The organism is Bacillus jepli (assembly GCF_047238305.1).
Classification (GTDB): domain Bacteria; phylum Bacillota; class Bacilli; order Bacillales; family Bacillaceae_L; genus Ferdinandcohnia.
In genome coordinates, this window is sequence record NZ_JBDFMO010000001.1 from 3,645,096 (window position 1) to 3,661,268 (window position 16,173).

Sequence of the window (16,173 nt, forward strand, 5' to 3'; positions counted from 1 at the left end):
CCTGCCTTTCTTACCCTACTAGTGATACGATTTTTTGTGCACCGTCTGCCATTGATTCAGCAGCCGTGATGTTTAGACCAGATTCTTGTAAAATCTTTTTACCTAAATCTACATTTGTTCCTTCAAGACGTACTACTAGAGGAATTTCCAAACCTACTTCTTTTGTTGCAGCTACAACACCTTCTGCAATAACATCACATTTCATAATGCCCCCAAAAATGTTTACAAAAATACCTTTTACGTTTTCATCAGATAGAATAATTTTGAATGCTTCAGTTACTTTCTCAGCTGTTGCGCCGCCCCCAACATCAAGGAAGTTCGCAGGATCTCCACCGTAGTGTTTAATGATATCCATTGTTGACATCGCAAGTCCTGCACCATTAACCATACAGCCGATGTTTCCATCAAGTGAAATATAGCTTAAATCATATTTGGATGCTTCAATTTCCTTTGCATCCTCTTCGTCTAAGTCACGATACTCTAATACATCTTTTTGACGATATAATGCGTTAGCATCGAAGTTTAATTTCGCATCAAGAGCCATTACTTTGCCATCGCCAGTTACCACTAGAGGGTTGATTTCAGCAATTGAGCAATCTTTTTCAACGAATGCAGTGTATAAAGCTGTCATGAATTTAACGGCTTGATTCACTAATTCTTTTGGAATGTTAATATTAAATGCAATTCGACGTGCTTGGAATGGCAATAATCCAACAACAGGATCGATTTCTTCTTTGAAAATCTTTTCAGGAGTTTTTTCAGCAACCTCTTCGATTTCTGTTCCACCTTCTTCAGAAGCCATTAAAACAACGCGAGAAGTTGCACGATCTAGTACAAGTCCAACATAGTACTCTTTTTTAATATCACAGCCTTCTTCAATTAGAAGACGCTTTACTTCTTTTCCTTCTGGACCTGTTTGGTGTGTAACAAGAGTTTTACCTAGAATTTCGTTAGCATATGTACGAACCTCTTCTAGGTTTTTCGCAACTTTAACACCACCAGCTTTACCACGACCCCCTGCATGAATTTGCGCTTTAACAACACAAACTTGGGTTCCAAGTTCTTTTGCAGCTTCTACAGCCTCGTCAACTGTGAATGCAACCTTACCATTTGGAACAGCTACCCCATATTTTCTGAGGATCTCTTTTCCTTGATACTCATGGATATTCATTTCCCATCCTCCATTCTTATGTAAAAAAAGCAAAGAATTTTTTGTCAGTCCAAATGTTATTATACATTTTCTTTTTAAATCTTTCTATGACAATTATAATTTTTCAGAAAAATCATATGCGCATAGAAAAGGACATCATTTAAATGACCGGGAATTAACCCAAATCATAATGACGCAAACTAGACAAAAATTAGACTGCGCTTTCATTTTATAACTGAAAATACTACTTGTCTACCATTTCGCATGAATTTATTCTTTTTTCTCTAATTATAAAAATACTATATCGAAAAACTATTCATCTCGATTTTCAAAACTTTTATCCATTTTATAAATAAAAGCAAAGATTTCCGCGATTACCTGGTACAATTCCTCAGGAATCCCCTCATTTAATTTGAGTTCACCTAATAGCTCTACTAATGCACGATCCTCCTCTATGGGGATATTATGGGTCTCAGCCATCTCAATGATATTTTGAGCAATGATCCCTTTACCTTTTGCAATAATTTTTGGCTCAGAATCTAGCTTTTGATCGTATGACAGGGCAACTGCCTTCAGCCCTTTTTCTTCCGATGCCTTTTTCATATTTTCACATCCACTTTTTCATGTCCTTCTTCACATCTGGTTTTCTCATATTGATGGTCTTGTGCAGTTGGGTTTATGATTTTAATTGACGAAAGCAAATATCCTTGTTTTTCCAGATTGGTTTGAAGAGAGGGCTTTAGTTCTTCAACTAGAAACTCGATTCCTTCTCTGTCATTAAAGATGGACATGGATAGAATTCGGTTTTGAACTTTAACATCAATGACCACCTCATTTAATTCATTTAGTTCTAAAGAAAAAAGGAGATGACAAAAATCAGGATCGATTTTCCCGTTTTTCTTCTTACCATCCATACGAATCGATATAGTTTGATTAGCTGAGTTTTGAAAAGTGATTTGTTGCTGGAGAAATTGAGTTGAATCATTAGATGTTAATTCAACAGTATCTGTTTGAAGTAAACGGCTTGGATTGACTGCTTTGTCTGCTATTTCTCCCTCTACTGTTGGTAATAAATTAGAAAGATGAGTGGTAGCATTTTGTGTCTTTTGTCCAATTGGATTTGCATTTGATAATGAGTGAAGCTTTTGAAAGGCTTCACTCTTCATTAAGATTTGAAGTATATGAATTGGTATCATTATTTTACCTCGATTAACTCTCGTACTGGAGCAAATGAACGACGATGTTCACTTGTAACACCATATTTTTTAAGTGCTTCTAGATGGTATGCCGTTCCATATCCCATGTGCTTTTCAAATCCGTATTGTGGAAACTCGTGGCTTAATCGTACCATAAGACGATCTCTCGTTACTTTTGCAATGATAGAGCTGGCAGCGATGGACACGCTTTTCGCATCCCCTTTTATGATAGATGTTTGTGGAATATCAATTGGAATTTCCATTGCATCGACTAAAAGATGATCAGGCTTAACAGACAAACCTAATAAGGCCTTTTTCATCGCCTGCTTTGTAGCTTGATATATATTTACATCATCAATAACATCAGCAGGTATGATCCCGATTCCAACGGAAGTAGCACGATCTGTTATTAGTTGAAATAATTCCTCTCTTTTTTGTTCAGATAGTTTCTTTGAGTCATTCAAGCCAGGTAAATAGGCGTCTTGAGGCAAAATAACCGCAGCAGCCACAACAGGTCCTGCCAATGGGCCACGACCAACTTCATCAACACCTGCAATATATGTAAAACCTTTTTTATAAAGAGATTGTTCATATTGGGTCATTTCTTTATATTGTTGCTCTAACGCCTTTTCTTCTGCCTTTTTCTTTTTCCAACGCTGCAACAGAACTTGAACGCCTTTCCGGCTATCTTGTTCGCAGTCTTTTAGAAACGAATCCTGTTCATCAGTAATCGTCACTAACTTCTTTTCGATATCTTTAATTGTTAATTGTGACATGCCTTCACCTTCTATTTCTTACGCTCTATGTATTTAATATCGTCATTTTTACAAAAAAATGAAGGCCCGCATTATGCGAACCTTTACGGTTTTTCAAATGTGAGCCTACCTAGTTTTTCAGTTCTGATTTCTCGAATAATTAATTCAGCTGTTTTATCGTAATCGGTAACCCCACCAGACATTCTAGTTCCACGACGCTTTGCAATTTCGTCAAAAAGCAATACAATATCATCCGGAATTTCTTCAAGAGAATAACGTTCCTTAAAATTTTCTGGATAATTGTCCTCTAAAAATCTAAGAGCATATACTGCGATATCTTGTAAGTTTAAAATTGTATCTTTAATCGCACCAGTTGTGGCGAGTTTCAAACCCACTTCTTGATCCTCAAATTTTGGCCATAAAATACCAGGAGTATCAAGGAGTTCTAGTTCTTTTCCTACCTTGATCCACTGCTGCGCCTTTGTTATACCAGGGCGATCACCTGTTTGCGCGATATTTTTCTTGGCTAAGCGATTAATTAAAGTCGATTTTCCGACATTTGGGATACCAACGATTAACGCACGAATGGCACGCGGTCGAATTCCCTTGGCAGCCATTTTATCGAATTTTTCTTTTAAAATTCCCCTTGCTTCACTCACGATTTGTTTCATGCCGTTTCCTGCTTGTGAATTTATAGCTAGGGCGTGTATACCATTTTCTTTAAAGTATTCAATCCATTCCTTTGTTATCTTCGGATCAGCCATATCAGCTTTGTTTAAAAGGAGTAGTCTCGGCTTATTTTTAATGATTTCATCGATCATTGGATTTCTTGATGATGCTGGGATTCGAGCATCCACAAGTTCGAATACGATGTTGATGAGTGAGAGTTTTTCTGTTACTTGTCTCCTTGCTTTTGCCATGTGGCCTGGAAACCATTGAATTGTCAAAATGCTTCACCAACTTATATGGTTTAATTTATGAATATTTTTGCTTTGGAATTATTTCACAATACCAAAGTCAGATAGTGGCCAGTAGATTAGGCTTGTTTCTCCGAGGACTTCGCTTATAGGGACTGGACCTATATGGCGTGAGTCTTTACTGTAGCGACGATTGTCCCCCATCACAAACAGATGCCCTTCTGGAACTTCTTCAAATACAAATGGATCTGTAAGTGGACCATCGATTAGATTTTTCTTATAATCCTCTAGATACGGTTCATCATACGGTTTACCATTGATGTAGAGAATATCGTCTTTGTATTCAATTCGATCACCAGGTAATCCAATTATGCGCTTGATGTAATCTTTTTCTACTGTTGCATGGAAGACAACAATGTCAAAGCGTTCCGGTTTACCAACCTTATAGCCAATTTTATTGACGATCATACGGTCTTGGTGATGAAGAGTTGGCATCATTGATAGCCCGTCTACTACAATCGGTGCAAAGAAAAAATAACGGATAACAGCTGCTAAAATAACAGCTATCGCTAACGCTTTAATCCATTCCCAAAGTTCATTTTTTTGTTTGGCCATCATTGCTCCTCCACCTATTCTTTTCTCAACTACCAATCAGAATTTATCTAAATCATTATGTATTATTCTCTTATTATAATAATTACCCACGCAAATGTAAAAGGAGCTTGTTATTTTTATACAAGCTCCTTTCTTTTTTATTATCGAATTTCTTTAATACGTGCTTTTTTACCACGAAGTTCGCGTAAGTAGTATAATTTCGCACGGCGTACTTTACCACGGCGTACTACTTCAAGCTTCGCAATTTTTGGTGTATGCACTGGGAATGTACGTTCAACACCTACTCCGTAAGATACCTTACGAACAGTGAATGTTTCGCTAACTCCACCACCACGACGCTTAATCACAACACCTTCGTAAACCTGAATACGTTCACGAGTACCCTCGATAACTTTCACGTGTACACGTACAGTATCTCCAGGACGGAATACAGGAAGGTCAGTTCTTAATTGTTCTTTTGTGATTTCTTCAATAATGTTTTGCATCGTCTTTTCAACTCCTTCCAACAGATGCTCTTACCAATATTCATTCATTGCAGCGGAACATCTTAATAAGACAACGGACAATAAGTCCTAAGTCACAAAGAGTATATTACCATAATCCTTTCATTGTTGCAATAGCTACTCTTCATCTATTTTAAATTCTTCTACCCACTTCTCTTGCTTAGGTGATAACTGGTAGTTTTCAAGTAAATCTGGCCTTCTTTTGAAGGTACGTCGAAGTGATTCTTTTTCTCGCCATTCTTCAATATGCATATGATTTCCGGACAATAACACTTCCGGCACTGTCATTCCCCTAAAATCTGCTGGCCTAGTATAGTGGGGATGCTCCAATAATCCAGTACTGTGGGAATCTTGTACTGGTGAATCCTCATTTCCCAGCACACCTGGCAAAAGTCTTACGACACTATCTGAGATCACCATTGCAGCAAGCTCGCCACCAGTTAAGACAAAATCCCCAATTGAAATTTCTTCTGTACTTAAGTGTTCACGAATTCTCTCATCATAGCCCTCATAATGGCCACAGATAAAAATGAGGTGCTCTTCTTTTGCAAGTTCTTCCGCTTTTTGCTGGTCAAATCTTTTACCCTGAGGGCAAAGAAGAATCACTTTCGGCTTAGATTCGGTATGTGTCGTTAAATCCTCAACCGCATCAAAAATCGGCTGTGGCATTAATACCATTCCAGCCCCGCCACCATATGGATAATCGTCAACTTTTTGATGTTTGTTATCCGCGTATTCACGGAAATTAACAACTCGGAACGAAACCTTTTCTTTTTCTTGAGCCTTTTTTAAAATAGATTCACCAAGTACACCATTAAACATGTTAGGGAACAAAGTTAAGATATCAATTTTCATGTTAAATTAATCCTTCCATGAGGTGAATGGTAATTCTTTTATCCTCCACATCAATTTCCTTCACAATCTCATCAATATACGGAATTAAAATGTCTTTACCTTTTGCTCCCTTAACAACCCAAACATCGTTTGCACCTGGTGTTAAGATTTCTTTGATTGCACCTAATTCTTCGCCTTCTTCTGTTACAACCATACAGCCGATAATTTCATGAAAGTAGTATTCTCCGTCATCTAATTCCCCTAACTGACTTTCATGAACCTTAACTAGTGCACCTTTAAATCGTTCTACTTCATTTACGTTCTCATAGCCCTTAAAGGTAACTAAATCAAAATTTTTATGTGTTCGGTATGATTGGACTTTCACCTCAATCGGGTCTTTATCTTCCATAAAGATATATAATGTGTTTCCTATCTTGTAGCGTTCCTCAGGAAAATCCGTTCTTGAGATAATGCGAACCTCACCTTTGATTCCATGTGTATTCACAATTTTTCCGACATTATACCATTTATCCATTTCTGTTCACCCCTAACGAATTTCTTCAACTATACCTTCTTTGATTACGATTGTTCGTGCAGATGTTGCTTCGTCCCAGTTGTCTCCTACATTTATGTCAATAAGGGATTGGACTTCCTTTTCTTTTATTTCAATGCCTAATGGTAGCATATGTATTTGTTCAATTTGAAACTCGAGATGTTTGATTTTTTCCTGTCTGAGGTCAATTTCATTTGTAAAATATAGTTTGATTTTAGCTGAATCGAATTTCTTCTGTCTTTCCATCTTTTTATGTTCAAATTTAAGCTGGTCACACTCTTTGAGAAGCTGGTCTTTGTTTGTTTGTAAAGAACCAATGAGCTTTGCTTTACTATTTTCCGTTAAAATTTGTTTCACTTCAACTGTCTGGATGATTTTCACACACCACACAACCCTCACCATATAATTCATAGGACTTTGCAAAAGTGTTGATCATTTATACAGAAAAAAAGGGGAGGTTACCCTCTCCCTTTTCCTCTACTCTGTCTAGCTCCAGCGGCTAGAAACTCGAGAATCTTCAACTCCTCCAGCAGAAGCAAAATACGCTTCTTCGTCGGAGTCTCCAGATTTCTCGTTTCTGACCAAGCCGCCTTCACTTTTCTTTTCATTCGTTAATTTCTAGATGAATTCGTTTATTATGGCCTGTTCCTGCTGCATAGACAACAGTTCTAATCGCCTTAATGACACGGCCTTGTTTCCCGATTACTTTACCCATATCGTCTTTATTTACACTTAGCAAATAGGTGATATTACGGTTGTCAGAAGTCTCAGTGACTTCGACGTCTTCAGGATGATCAACAAGCGGCTGCACAATTGTTTTAATTAACTCTTTCATCTGTGAGTTACCCATTACTTACCGTTTTTTGCGTTATGGAATTTTTCCATAATACCTTGTTTTGAGAACAAGTTACGAACAGTATCAGATGGTTTTGCACCATTTTGTAACCATTTTAATGCTAATTCTTCATCAATTTTAACCTCTGCAGGTTGAACAACTGGATTATAAGTTCCAACTGTTTCGATTTGACGTCCATCACGTGGTGAACGAGAATCAGCTACAACGATACGATAGAAAGGAGATTTTTTTGCTCCGATACGTTTTAAACGAATTTTTACTGCCATTTTAAATAGCACCTCCGAAAATATTTCAACAAGATATAATATTAACTGTTCCACATCTGTTTGTAAAGTGTTTTTTCTTTACATCTGTGAAATGGTTATTATTACTACATTTAATCAAGTAAAAACATGGTTTTCCTTGAGTTTTTAATTTACATAAAAGGAAACTTAAATCCTTTTTTCTTACCTTTTGACATGTTTGTCATTTGCTTCATCATCTTTTTCATGTCTTCAAATTGCTTTAATAGACGATTTACTTCTTGCACAGTTCGTCCGCTACCTTTTGCAATTCGCTTTTTACGACTTGAATTAATGATTTCAGGTTGTTCTCTTTCGACTTTTGTCATCGAGCGAATGATCGCTTCAACATGGCCAATCTGTTTATCATCAACCTGAACATTCTTCAATCCCTTCATTTTGTTAGCGCCTGGTAGCATACCGAGGATCTCATCAAGAGGCCCCATTTTACGCACCTGTGCTAACTGCTCAAGGAAATCATCGAATGTGAAAGACATGGACTTAAATTTCTTTTCAAGCTCTTTTGCTTTATCTTCATCAACTGAAGCTTGCGCTTTTTCGATGAGTGACAGAACATCCCCCATCCCTAAAATACGTGAAGCCATACGTTCTGGATGGAATGCTTCTAGCGCATCTAGCTTTTCACCAAGACCCACAAACTTAATTGGTGTATTTGTAACAGCCTTAACAGATAACGCTGCACCACCACGGGTATCTCCATCAAGCTTTGTTAAAACAACGCCAGTTAAACCTAATAAATCATTAAAGCTTTGTGCCACATTGACTGCATCCTGTCCCGTCATTGCATCCACAACAAGGAAAATCTCATCAGGCTGAGCAACTTCTTTGACTTGCTTGAGCTCGTCCATCAGTTCTTCATCGATGTGTAAACGACCGGCTGTATCGATTATTACGTAGTCATGATGCTCTTCTTTTGCTTTTTCAATTGCCTGCTTTGCAATTTCAACAGGACTCACTTTGTCTCCAAGAGAAAAGACCGGCATATTCAGTTGTTTTCCTAAAGTTTGCAGTTGATCAATCGCAGCTGGTCGATAGATGTCTGCAGCCACAAGAAACGGTTTACGATTATGTTTTTTTCGTAATAGATTCGCAAGCTTACCAGTAGTAGTTGTTTTACCTGCACCTTGTAAACCAACCATCATAATAACAGTTGGCGGTCTTTTGGCAACCGCAATTTTACTTTGCTCGCCACCCATTAATGCAGTAAGTTCCTCCTGAACGACTTTAATAACTTGCTGTCCCGGAGTTAAACTTTTCATCACTTCTTGTCCAACGGCTCTTTCACTAACACGCTTTACAAAATCCTTAACAACTTTGAAGTTAACGTCTGCTTCAAGCAAGGCCAGACGAACCTCACGCATCATTTCCTTTACATCGGATTCTGATACTTTTCCTTTACCGCGAATTTTCTGTAGTGTTCCTTGCAGTCGGTCGGCTAATCCTTCAAATGCCATTCTTGCCGCCTCCTATTCTAATTTCTCAAGCAACTGTATCACATTTTGAAGCTCTACGCTATCATCATATTGATGTGAAAGTCGTTTAAGCTCAGCAAACAGTTTTCTGCGCTCTTGAAATTTATGAAATAGTAACAGTTTTTCCTCATACTCTTCAAGCATCGTCTCTGTACGCTTGATGTTGTCATAGACTGCTTGACGACTAATCTCATATTCCTCTGCTATTTCACCAAGGGAAAAGTCATCTAAATAATATAAAGACATATAGTTTCGTTGCTTTGGTGTTAACAACGATTGATAGAAATCGAAGAGATAGTTCATTCTCATTGTTTTTTCAATCATAGTATCTCCCCCTTGTTAAGTGAAATACCTTTACAATTCAATAGTTTACCTACTTTACAAAGCGTTGTCAAGCTAATTTACTTTACTTAAAAAAGAGCCTTTGGCGAAGGCTCTTTTTAAAACGTATTATTCTTCTGTTTTTTCGACTAAATCTGCGAATAAACCATAGACGTAGTTTTGTGCATCGAATTCTTGGAGGTCGTCAACTTTTTCTCCTAATCCAACCAGTTTTACAGGAATATTTAGTTCATTTCGAATCGCAAGGACAATTCCGCCCTTAGCAGTTCCGTCTAATTTTGTTAATACAATACCTGTTACATTTGTAGCCGCCGAAAATGTTTTCGCTTGTGTTAAAGCGTTTTGTCCAGTTGTGGCATCAAGAACAAGCAACACTTCATGCGGAGCACCTGGTAATTCACGTTCGATTACACGTTTTACTTTTTCGAGCTCTTTCATTAGGTTCACTTTGTTTTGAAGACGTCCTGCTGTATCACATATTAATACATCAACATTACGAGATTTTGCCGCTTGAACCGCATCATACATTACCGCTGCAGGATCTGACCCTTCCGATTGCTTAATCACATCGACACCCACACGGTCGCCCCACACTTCAAGTTGCTGAATTGCACCGGCACGGAAGGTATCTCCTGCTGCTAATAGGACTGATTTCCCTTCATTTTTCAAGCGATTTGCAATTTTTCCAATAGATGTCGTTTTACCAACACCATTAACACCGACTACTAAAATGACTGTGAGTCCTTCATCCTGAATATTAAGCTTTGGTGATTTTTCTTCACCACCTTGGTAAATTTCGACGAGTTTTTCCGAAATGACACCTTGGACCTCTTTTGTGTCCTGAATGTTCCTTTTCTTTACTTCCATCTTTAATTCATCAATTAGTTCCATAACAGTTGAAACACCGACGTCTGCTGCAATTAAAATTTCTTCGAGTTCTTCGAAAAAGTCCTCATCAACCTTACGATAGCGAGCAACTAAATCATTCACTCGTTCGGAAAAGGAATTACGTGTTTTAGATAAACCATCCCTAAATTTCTCAGTAACCGCATCCGTCTGATTTGTAATCTTTTCTTTTAATTTCTTAAAAAAGCTCATGTAAATCCCCTTTCAATCTAGTTTTGGGTAACCAATTCTTTTGTTTCTTCAAGGCGAACTGAAACAAGTTTAGAAACGCCTGATTCTTGCATGGTCACACCATATAATACGTCTGCTTCTTCCATCGTACCTTTTCGGTGAGTGATCACAATAAATTGAGTTTCTTTACTATATTTCTTTAAATATTGCGCAAATCGGAATACATTCGCCTCATCAAGCGCTGCTTCAACCTCATCCAATACGCAGAATGGAACCGGTCGAACTTTCAGGATTGAAAATAACAACGCTATTGCCGTCAATGCCCTTTCTCCACCAGATAAAAGTCCTAAGTTTTGCAATTTTTTTCCTGGTGGTTGTGCGACAATTTCAACACCTGTATTTAAAAGATCATTTGGGTCTGTTAGGCGAAGGTCTGCTCGTCCACCACCAAAAAGCGCTTGAAAAACAGTTTCAAAATGTGAGCGAATACTTGTAAAAGTTGTTTCAAACCTTTTTTTCATTTCGTCATCCATTTCGTCTATGACCTGGAACAAAGTATCCTTCGCTTCCTGCAAGTCATTTTGCTGTTCAGTTAAGAATGTATAACGCTCCGAAACTCTGTCATACTCATCAATTGCGCCAAGGTTCACTGTACCAAGTTCTTCAATTGCAAGCTTTACTAGTTTTACCTTCTTTCTAGCTTCGGAAACTTCAATTTGAAGTGGGAATTGTTCTTTTGCAGCTTCATAGGTTAATAAATATTCCTCACGAAGATGAGTTAAACAATTTTCCAATTCAACATCCAAACGATTCACTTTGACTTCTTCATCCTTTAAAATATCTACAAGTTGCTTATGTTGACGTCTTGATTCCTTTAATTCACGTTCAAGATCTTCAAGTGTCGTTTGTAGTTTCAGGCGATTCTCTCTTTTATTGCTGATCATTTGAATTGTATTATTTTTATCATTAAATTTTTGTTTTGCTGCTTCTTCGAGTTCCATTTCTCCAGAATTACTTGAGGTCATTTCATTATCCAGAAGCGATAAATCTTCTTTCAAATCTGTTAGCTTAGCAAGCCCTTCAGTCACTTCTTCTTCTATCCGATTCATTTTCTCTTGTTGATGTTCAAGCGCTTGTTTTTTTCTTGCTAAAATAACCTTTTGATCTGTAATTTCTGTTTGGACCGTTTCTCGTGAAGTCTGTTGGTCAGATTTTTTGGAATTAAGCTGATTGATGGTCTCATCCAATGTGTTGAGCTCTTCTTCAAGAGTGGCTAATTCAGATTTTAACTCTTCTAGTCGACCAGTCATTCTTTCCTTATCAACTTGGTACTGTTGCTTTTCATCATCATACAATTCCAAATGCTCATTCACATTTTGCTCTTTTAAAGCCACTTCACGGTATTCACCTTTAATGGTTTGTTCTTTTAAACGTAATGTTTCACCAGCTTGACGCAAGCTTTCAAGCATGCTTTCTTGTTCTGCGATTTGCTTTTTCTTATCCTTGACTGTTTTTTCAAGTTCAGCAGTTTTCGCTTCCATATCAGAAAGCTTCTCTGTAATGGTCTCAAGCTCCCTACCACGGCTTAGTAAAGAATTTGATTTCTGTTTAACAGCTCCACCGGTCATTGAACCACCTGGATTGACAACATCACCTTCAAGGGTAACAACTCGATACCTGTGTCCTACAAGGGAAGCAAGTTCATTCGCACCTTTTAAATCTGTCGTAATCAAAATGGTTCCCAACAGATTTGCGATAATCGAGCGATATCTTCCTTCAAAGGTAACTAATTCAGAAGCTACACCAATAAATGCTGGATGCCCTTTGATCGAAACAAGCTGTGTTGCCGAAATCGAACGTTCCTTAATCACATTCATTGGTAAAAATGTCGCGCGACCAAAAGAATTTTTCTTTAAATACTGGATCGCTGTTCTTGCATTTTTTTCATTATCCACAACAATATGCTGTGTTGCTGCACCTAATGCAATTTCAATCGCGGTTTCATATTCCTTTGGCACATGAATAAGTTCTGCAATTGCCCCTTCAATACCTTCAAGTTGGTCGTTTCTTGCTTTTAAAACTTCCTTAACACCCTGAAAGAATCCAGAATAATCATCCTGCATTTCTTCTAGCATTTCTTTCCTTGATTTCGTTTGTTGTAGGTATTGATAAGCCTGGTAAAGCATACTCTCTTGCTTCTGATAGTTTTTCTTATTATTCTCTAGCTTTGTTTGTATTTCTCTAAATGAAACAATTTGATGGTTAATTTCCTGCTCAATAACAGAAAGTTTTGTTTGGAGTAGTACTTTTTCATCAAGTATTTCCTTGCGCTCCATAAGATATTTTTGATTTGATTCATTTAAACGATTTACTTTCGCATCTTGCTGTGCTAATTGTTCCTTTATATAGCCCGTTTCGTTACGATATGAGGCTTGCTTATTTAACAACTCAAAATAATCGCTTTTTAAATTCTCAATTTTTTCTTCTATGTTTTGATCATACGAAGCAAGTAAAATTTGTTTCTCTTTCAGCTCTTGTTCAAGCTTTTTTACTTCTTCACTAAGTTTTGTTAGTTCATGTTGCTCAGTTTGCTTTTTCTCGCTCAGGCTCTCTAACCTTTGCGACAACTCAAAAATTGAGTTTTCAAGTTGACCTTTATTTTGCGTCGCATTTTTTTTGCGTTCTTTTAAGACTTCTTTTCGACCTTCTAACTTTTCTAGTTCCTCACTGGTACGTAAAAGAAGCTGTTGGAGCTCATGAATCGATGAATCTGTCGCCTCGATTCCACTTCTCAGCTCCTCGATTTTCGCTTCCTTGCTTTGTAGCTTTGTGTTTAAAGCAAGTTCCTGTTCTTTATGCTCTTCAACAACCTGAGCAAGTTTCTCCCATTTATCGTGAAGATCTTCAATTTCAAATACAGTTAAGCCGACTTCAATTTTTTCCAGCTCTTCTTTTTTCTCCAAATAGTCTTTTGCAATCGAAGACTGCATTTGCAATGGTTCAATTTGCGATGCAAGTTCATGAATAATGTCATTAACTCGATTTAAATTTTCCTGTGTTTCAGCAAGCTTATATTCTGCTTTCTTTTTACGGGTTTTATATTTTAAAACGCCTGCTGCTTCTTCAAATATGCTTCTTCGTTCTTCAGCTTTACTGCTTAAAATTTCTTCTACTTTCCCTTGACTGATGATTGAAAAAGCTTCACGACCAAGTCCGGAATCCATAAATAAATCTACAATATCCTTTAGTCGACATGCTTGTTTATTTATAAAAAATTCACTTTCACCAGACCGATAGACGCGGCGTGTTACGCTCACTTCATGATAATCGATTGGTAAAAAGTGGTCCTCATTATCCAATGTTAATGTTACTTCAGCCACATTCAATGCTTTCCGGCTGTCACTTCCCGCGAAAATGATATCTTCCATTTTCGAACCACGCAGTGATTTTGCAGACTGTTCTCCAAGAACCCAACGAATCCCGTCGGTAATATTACTTTTCCCACTTCCATTTGGTCCAACGACAGCCGTCACACCAGGTACAAAATCTACCGCAATTCTTTCAGCAAACGATTTAAATCCTACTATATCTAAACGTTTGAGGAACATAAGCTTCCCCCTCAATTCGAAATTCAAGTCCTACATATTTTAACACAAACTACTGTTTATTGGATTACTTTTTACAGCATAACTTTTTGGCAAAAATATAACCCCACGAAAACGTGGGGTACACTAGCTTATTGTTGTTTGCTTTTTAACTTTTTCAAAGCAATTTCTGCTGCATGCTGCTCAGCTTCTTTTTTCGATCTACCTGTACCTGTCCCTAGTTCCTCACCATTTAGGGATACCCTCGAAATGAATTCACGACTATGGGCAGGTCCTTTTTCTTGAAGCACCTTATATTCGATAATTCCGGTCCCATCTCGTTGCACGAGCTCTTGTAGCTGACTCTTATAATCCATCACATGAGAAAAAGCACCCGCATTAATTTTAGGAATTACTGTTTCATCTAAAAACTGGTTAACTACCTCTAAGCCTTTATCAAGGTATAATGCCCCGATAAATGCTTCAAACACATCTGCAAGCAGGGCTGGTCGTTCTCTCCCACCAGTCATTTCCTCACCTTTTCCAAGTAAAACAAGTTCCCCAAAATTCAGCTCATTTGCAAATGTAACTAGAGACGGTTCACATACAATAGCTGCCCGCATCTTTGTTAATTCACCCTCGCTCATAATTGGAAACTTTTTAAATAAAAACTGGGAAATGGTTAGCTCTAAAACAGCATCTCCTAAAAATTCAAGCCGTTCGTTATCTTCATGCGGCTTTTTTCGATGCTCATTCACATAAGATGAATGTGTAAATGCTTGAATAAGTAGACTTTCATTATGAAAATGAACCCCTAGTCGCTCCTGAAAAGCTTTAAATTTTGGCGTAAACTTATTGCCTTTGTCTTTATTTATCCGCTTCACCTTACGTAACCTCCCAAGGAGAAAGCCCCGTCTATATAACGGGACTTTTGCATTTTAAGAATTATAGCTGGCTTTTTATGTAATTAACAGCGTCACCAACTGTAGAAATTTTTTCAGCCTCATCGTCTGAAATTTCCATGTCAAACTCGTCTTCAAGTTCCATAACTAGTTCAACAACGTCTAGTGAATCCGCTCCAAGATCATCTTTAAAAGAAGCCTCTAATTTAACTGCTGATTCTTCAACACCTAAGCGGTCAACCACGATTTTTGTAATTCTCTCAAAAACATCTGCCATTTCCATTCACCTCCCCTCAAGGTATTATATTTGGTTTTACTAGAAAAGCGCAAGCACGTTTAGCCAAAAGGATATCAATTTCGCGCTTTTTCTTTTTTACATAACCATTCCGCCGTCAATATGAAGGGTTTGACCTGTCATATAATTGCTTTGGTCGGATGCTAGGAATAAAACAACTCCAGAAATATCAGTTGTTTCACCGAATCTTGCAAGAGGAATTAATTTTAGCATTTCGTTTTTTACATCTTCAGGAAGTTTATCCGTCATATCTGTCGTAATAAACCCTGGTGCAACTGCGTTAACGTTAATATTGCGACTCGCTAATTCTTTAGCAGCAGTTTTGGTGAATCCGATCACACCTGCTTTAGCTGCAACATAATTAGCTTGTCCAGGATTACCACTAACCCCTACGATAGAGGCGACATTGATAATTTTACCAGAACGCTGCTTCATCATTTGTCTTGTAACAGCTTTTGTACAGAGAAATACACCTTTTAGGTTGATATTAATAACATCGTCCCATTCTTCTTCTTTCATTCTCATCAATAAATTGTCGCGTGTAATTCCTGCATTATTAACAAGGATATCAAGACTACCAAATGTTGCTATAACTTCTTTCACCATTGTCGCAACTGAATCTGCATCCGATACATTCGCTTGAATCGCAAACGCTTCTTGTCCTAATGCTTTGATTTCATCAACTACTTCATTCGCTTTTTGCTCACTACCGGAATAGTTTACCGCTACCTTCGCACCTGCTTTTGCAAGTTCAATTGCAATCGTACGTCCGATGCCACGTGAAGCGCCGGTCACCAATGCTACCTTTCCATTTAACATT

19 protein-coding genes are annotated in these 16,173 nt (G+C 37.7%); all 19 read right to left on the reverse strand.

All coding sequences use genetic code 11. The features are described from left to right. Positions 1-10: 10 nt before the first annotated feature. The gene (gene sucC, locus ABC371_RS18650; RefSeq protein ID WP_412898167.1) at positions 11-1,171 is read right to left on the reverse strand and encodes an ADP-forming succinate--CoA ligase subunit beta; all 1,161 of its coding nucleotides are present in this window, start codon (positions 1,169-1,171) and stop codon (positions 11-13) included. A 291-nt stretch (positions 1,172-1,462) separates the two neighbouring features. Further along, positions 1,463-1,753 (reverse strand): EscU/YscU/HrcU family type III secretion system export apparatus switch protein, encoded by a 291-nt coding sequence (locus tag ABC371_RS18655; protein WP_412898168.1) that lies wholly within the window; start codon positions 1,751-1,753, stop codon positions 1,463-1,465. Continuing rightward, positions 1,750-2,346: a hypothetical protein gene (locus tag ABC371_RS18660; RefSeq protein WP_412898169.1), complete on the reverse strand. Its 597-nt coding sequence runs from the start codon at positions 2,344-2,346 to the stop codon at positions 1,750-1,752. Before ABC371_RS18660 ends, ABC371_RS18655 begins: the two co-directional genes overlap by 4 nt. Beyond that, a complete protein-coding gene (gene rnhB / locus ABC371_RS18665; protein ID WP_412898170.1) occupies positions 2,346-3,122 on the reverse strand; it encodes a ribonuclease HII in 777 nt (258 codons plus the stop codon). Before rnhB ends, ABC371_RS18660 begins: the two co-directional genes overlap by 1 nt. An 83-nt stretch (positions 3,123-3,205) precedes the next feature. Beyond that, a complete protein-coding gene (gene ylqF / locus ABC371_RS18670; protein WP_412898171.1) occupies positions 3,206-4,048 on the reverse strand; it encodes a ribosome biogenesis GTPase YlqF in 843 nt (280 codons plus the stop codon). A 51-nt stretch (positions 4,049-4,099) separates the two neighbouring features. Then, complete coding sequence (gene lepB / locus ABC371_RS18675) at positions 4,100-4,633, reverse strand: signal peptidase I (protein WP_309536259.1); 534 nt, start codon at positions 4,631-4,633, stop codon at positions 4,100-4,102. 140 nt (positions 4,634-4,773) lie between these two features. Then, a complete protein-coding gene (rplS, locus tag ABC371_RS18680; protein WP_057996892.1) occupies positions 4,774-5,118 on the reverse strand; it encodes a 50S ribosomal protein L19 in 345 nt (114 codons plus the stop codon). 135 nt (positions 5,119-5,253) lie between these two features. Continuing rightward, positions 5,254-5,991, reverse strand: coding sequence for a tRNA (guanosine(37)-N1)-methyltransferase TrmD (trmD, locus tag ABC371_RS18685; protein ID WP_412898172.1), 738 nt, complete (start codon positions 5,989-5,991; stop codon positions 5,254-5,256). A gap of 1 nt (position 5,992) precedes the next feature. Then, entirely contained in the window at positions 5,993-6,505 is a 513-nt protein-coding gene (gene rimM, locus ABC371_RS18690; RefSeq protein ID WP_412898173.1) for a ribosome maturation factor RimM, read from the reverse strand. 12 nt (positions 6,506-6,517) lie between these two features. After that, on the reverse strand, positions 6,518-6,904 hold the full coding sequence (locus ABC371_RS18695) for a YlqD family protein (protein WP_412898174.1): 387 nt from the start codon (positions 6,902-6,904) through the stop codon (positions 6,518-6,520). 223 nt (positions 6,905-7,127) lie between these two features. Further along, positions 7,128-7,358 carry a KH domain-containing protein gene (locus ABC371_RS18700; RefSeq protein WP_412898175.1) on the reverse strand — a complete coding sequence of 77 codons (231 nt, stop codon included), beginning with the start codon at positions 7,356-7,358 and terminating at the stop codon, positions 7,128-7,130. A gap of 14 nt (positions 7,359-7,372) precedes the next feature. Continuing rightward, positions 7,373-7,645 carry a 30S ribosomal protein S16 gene (rpsP, locus tag ABC371_RS18705; RefSeq protein ID WP_309534751.1) on the reverse strand — a complete coding sequence of 91 codons (273 nt, stop codon included), beginning with the start codon at positions 7,643-7,645 and terminating at the stop codon, positions 7,373-7,375. A gap of 149 nt (positions 7,646-7,794) precedes the next feature. Beyond that, positions 7,795-9,135: a signal recognition particle protein gene (gene ffh / locus ABC371_RS18710; RefSeq protein WP_412898176.1), complete on the reverse strand. Its 1,341-nt coding sequence runs from the start codon at positions 9,133-9,135 to the stop codon at positions 7,795-7,797. 12 nt (positions 9,136-9,147) lie between these two features. Beyond that, a complete protein-coding gene (locus ABC371_RS18715; RefSeq protein ID WP_412898177.1) occupies positions 9,148-9,477 on the reverse strand; it encodes a putative DNA-binding protein in 330 nt (109 codons plus the stop codon). A 126-nt stretch (positions 9,478-9,603) separates the two neighbouring features. Beyond that, positions 9,604-10,593, reverse strand: coding sequence for a signal recognition particle-docking protein FtsY (ftsY, locus tag ABC371_RS18720; protein ID WP_309534754.1), 990 nt, complete (start codon positions 10,591-10,593; stop codon positions 9,604-9,606). 17 nt (positions 10,594-10,610) lie between these two features. Beyond that, on the reverse strand, positions 10,611-14,180 hold the full coding sequence (smc, locus tag ABC371_RS18725) for a chromosome segregation protein SMC (RefSeq protein ID WP_412898178.1): 3,570 nt from the start codon (positions 14,178-14,180) through the stop codon (positions 10,611-10,613). Positions 14,181-14,308: 128 nt separating this feature from the next. After that, positions 14,309-15,040, reverse strand: coding sequence for a ribonuclease III (gene rnc, locus ABC371_RS18730; RefSeq protein ID WP_412898179.1), 732 nt, complete (start codon positions 15,038-15,040; stop codon positions 14,309-14,311). Positions 15,041-15,101: 61 nt separating this feature from the next. Further along, the gene (locus ABC371_RS18735) at positions 15,102-15,335 is read right to left on the reverse strand and encodes an acyl carrier protein (protein WP_136378312.1); all 234 of its coding nucleotides are present in this window, start codon (positions 15,333-15,335) and stop codon (positions 15,102-15,104) included. Between the two features lie 96 nt (positions 15,336-15,431). Then, a complete protein-coding gene (gene fabG / locus ABC371_RS18740) occupies positions 15,432-16,172 on the reverse strand; it encodes a 3-oxoacyl-[acyl-carrier-protein] reductase (RefSeq protein WP_412898180.1) in 741 nt (246 codons plus the stop codon). Between the last annotated feature and the right edge of the window lies 1 nt (position 16,173).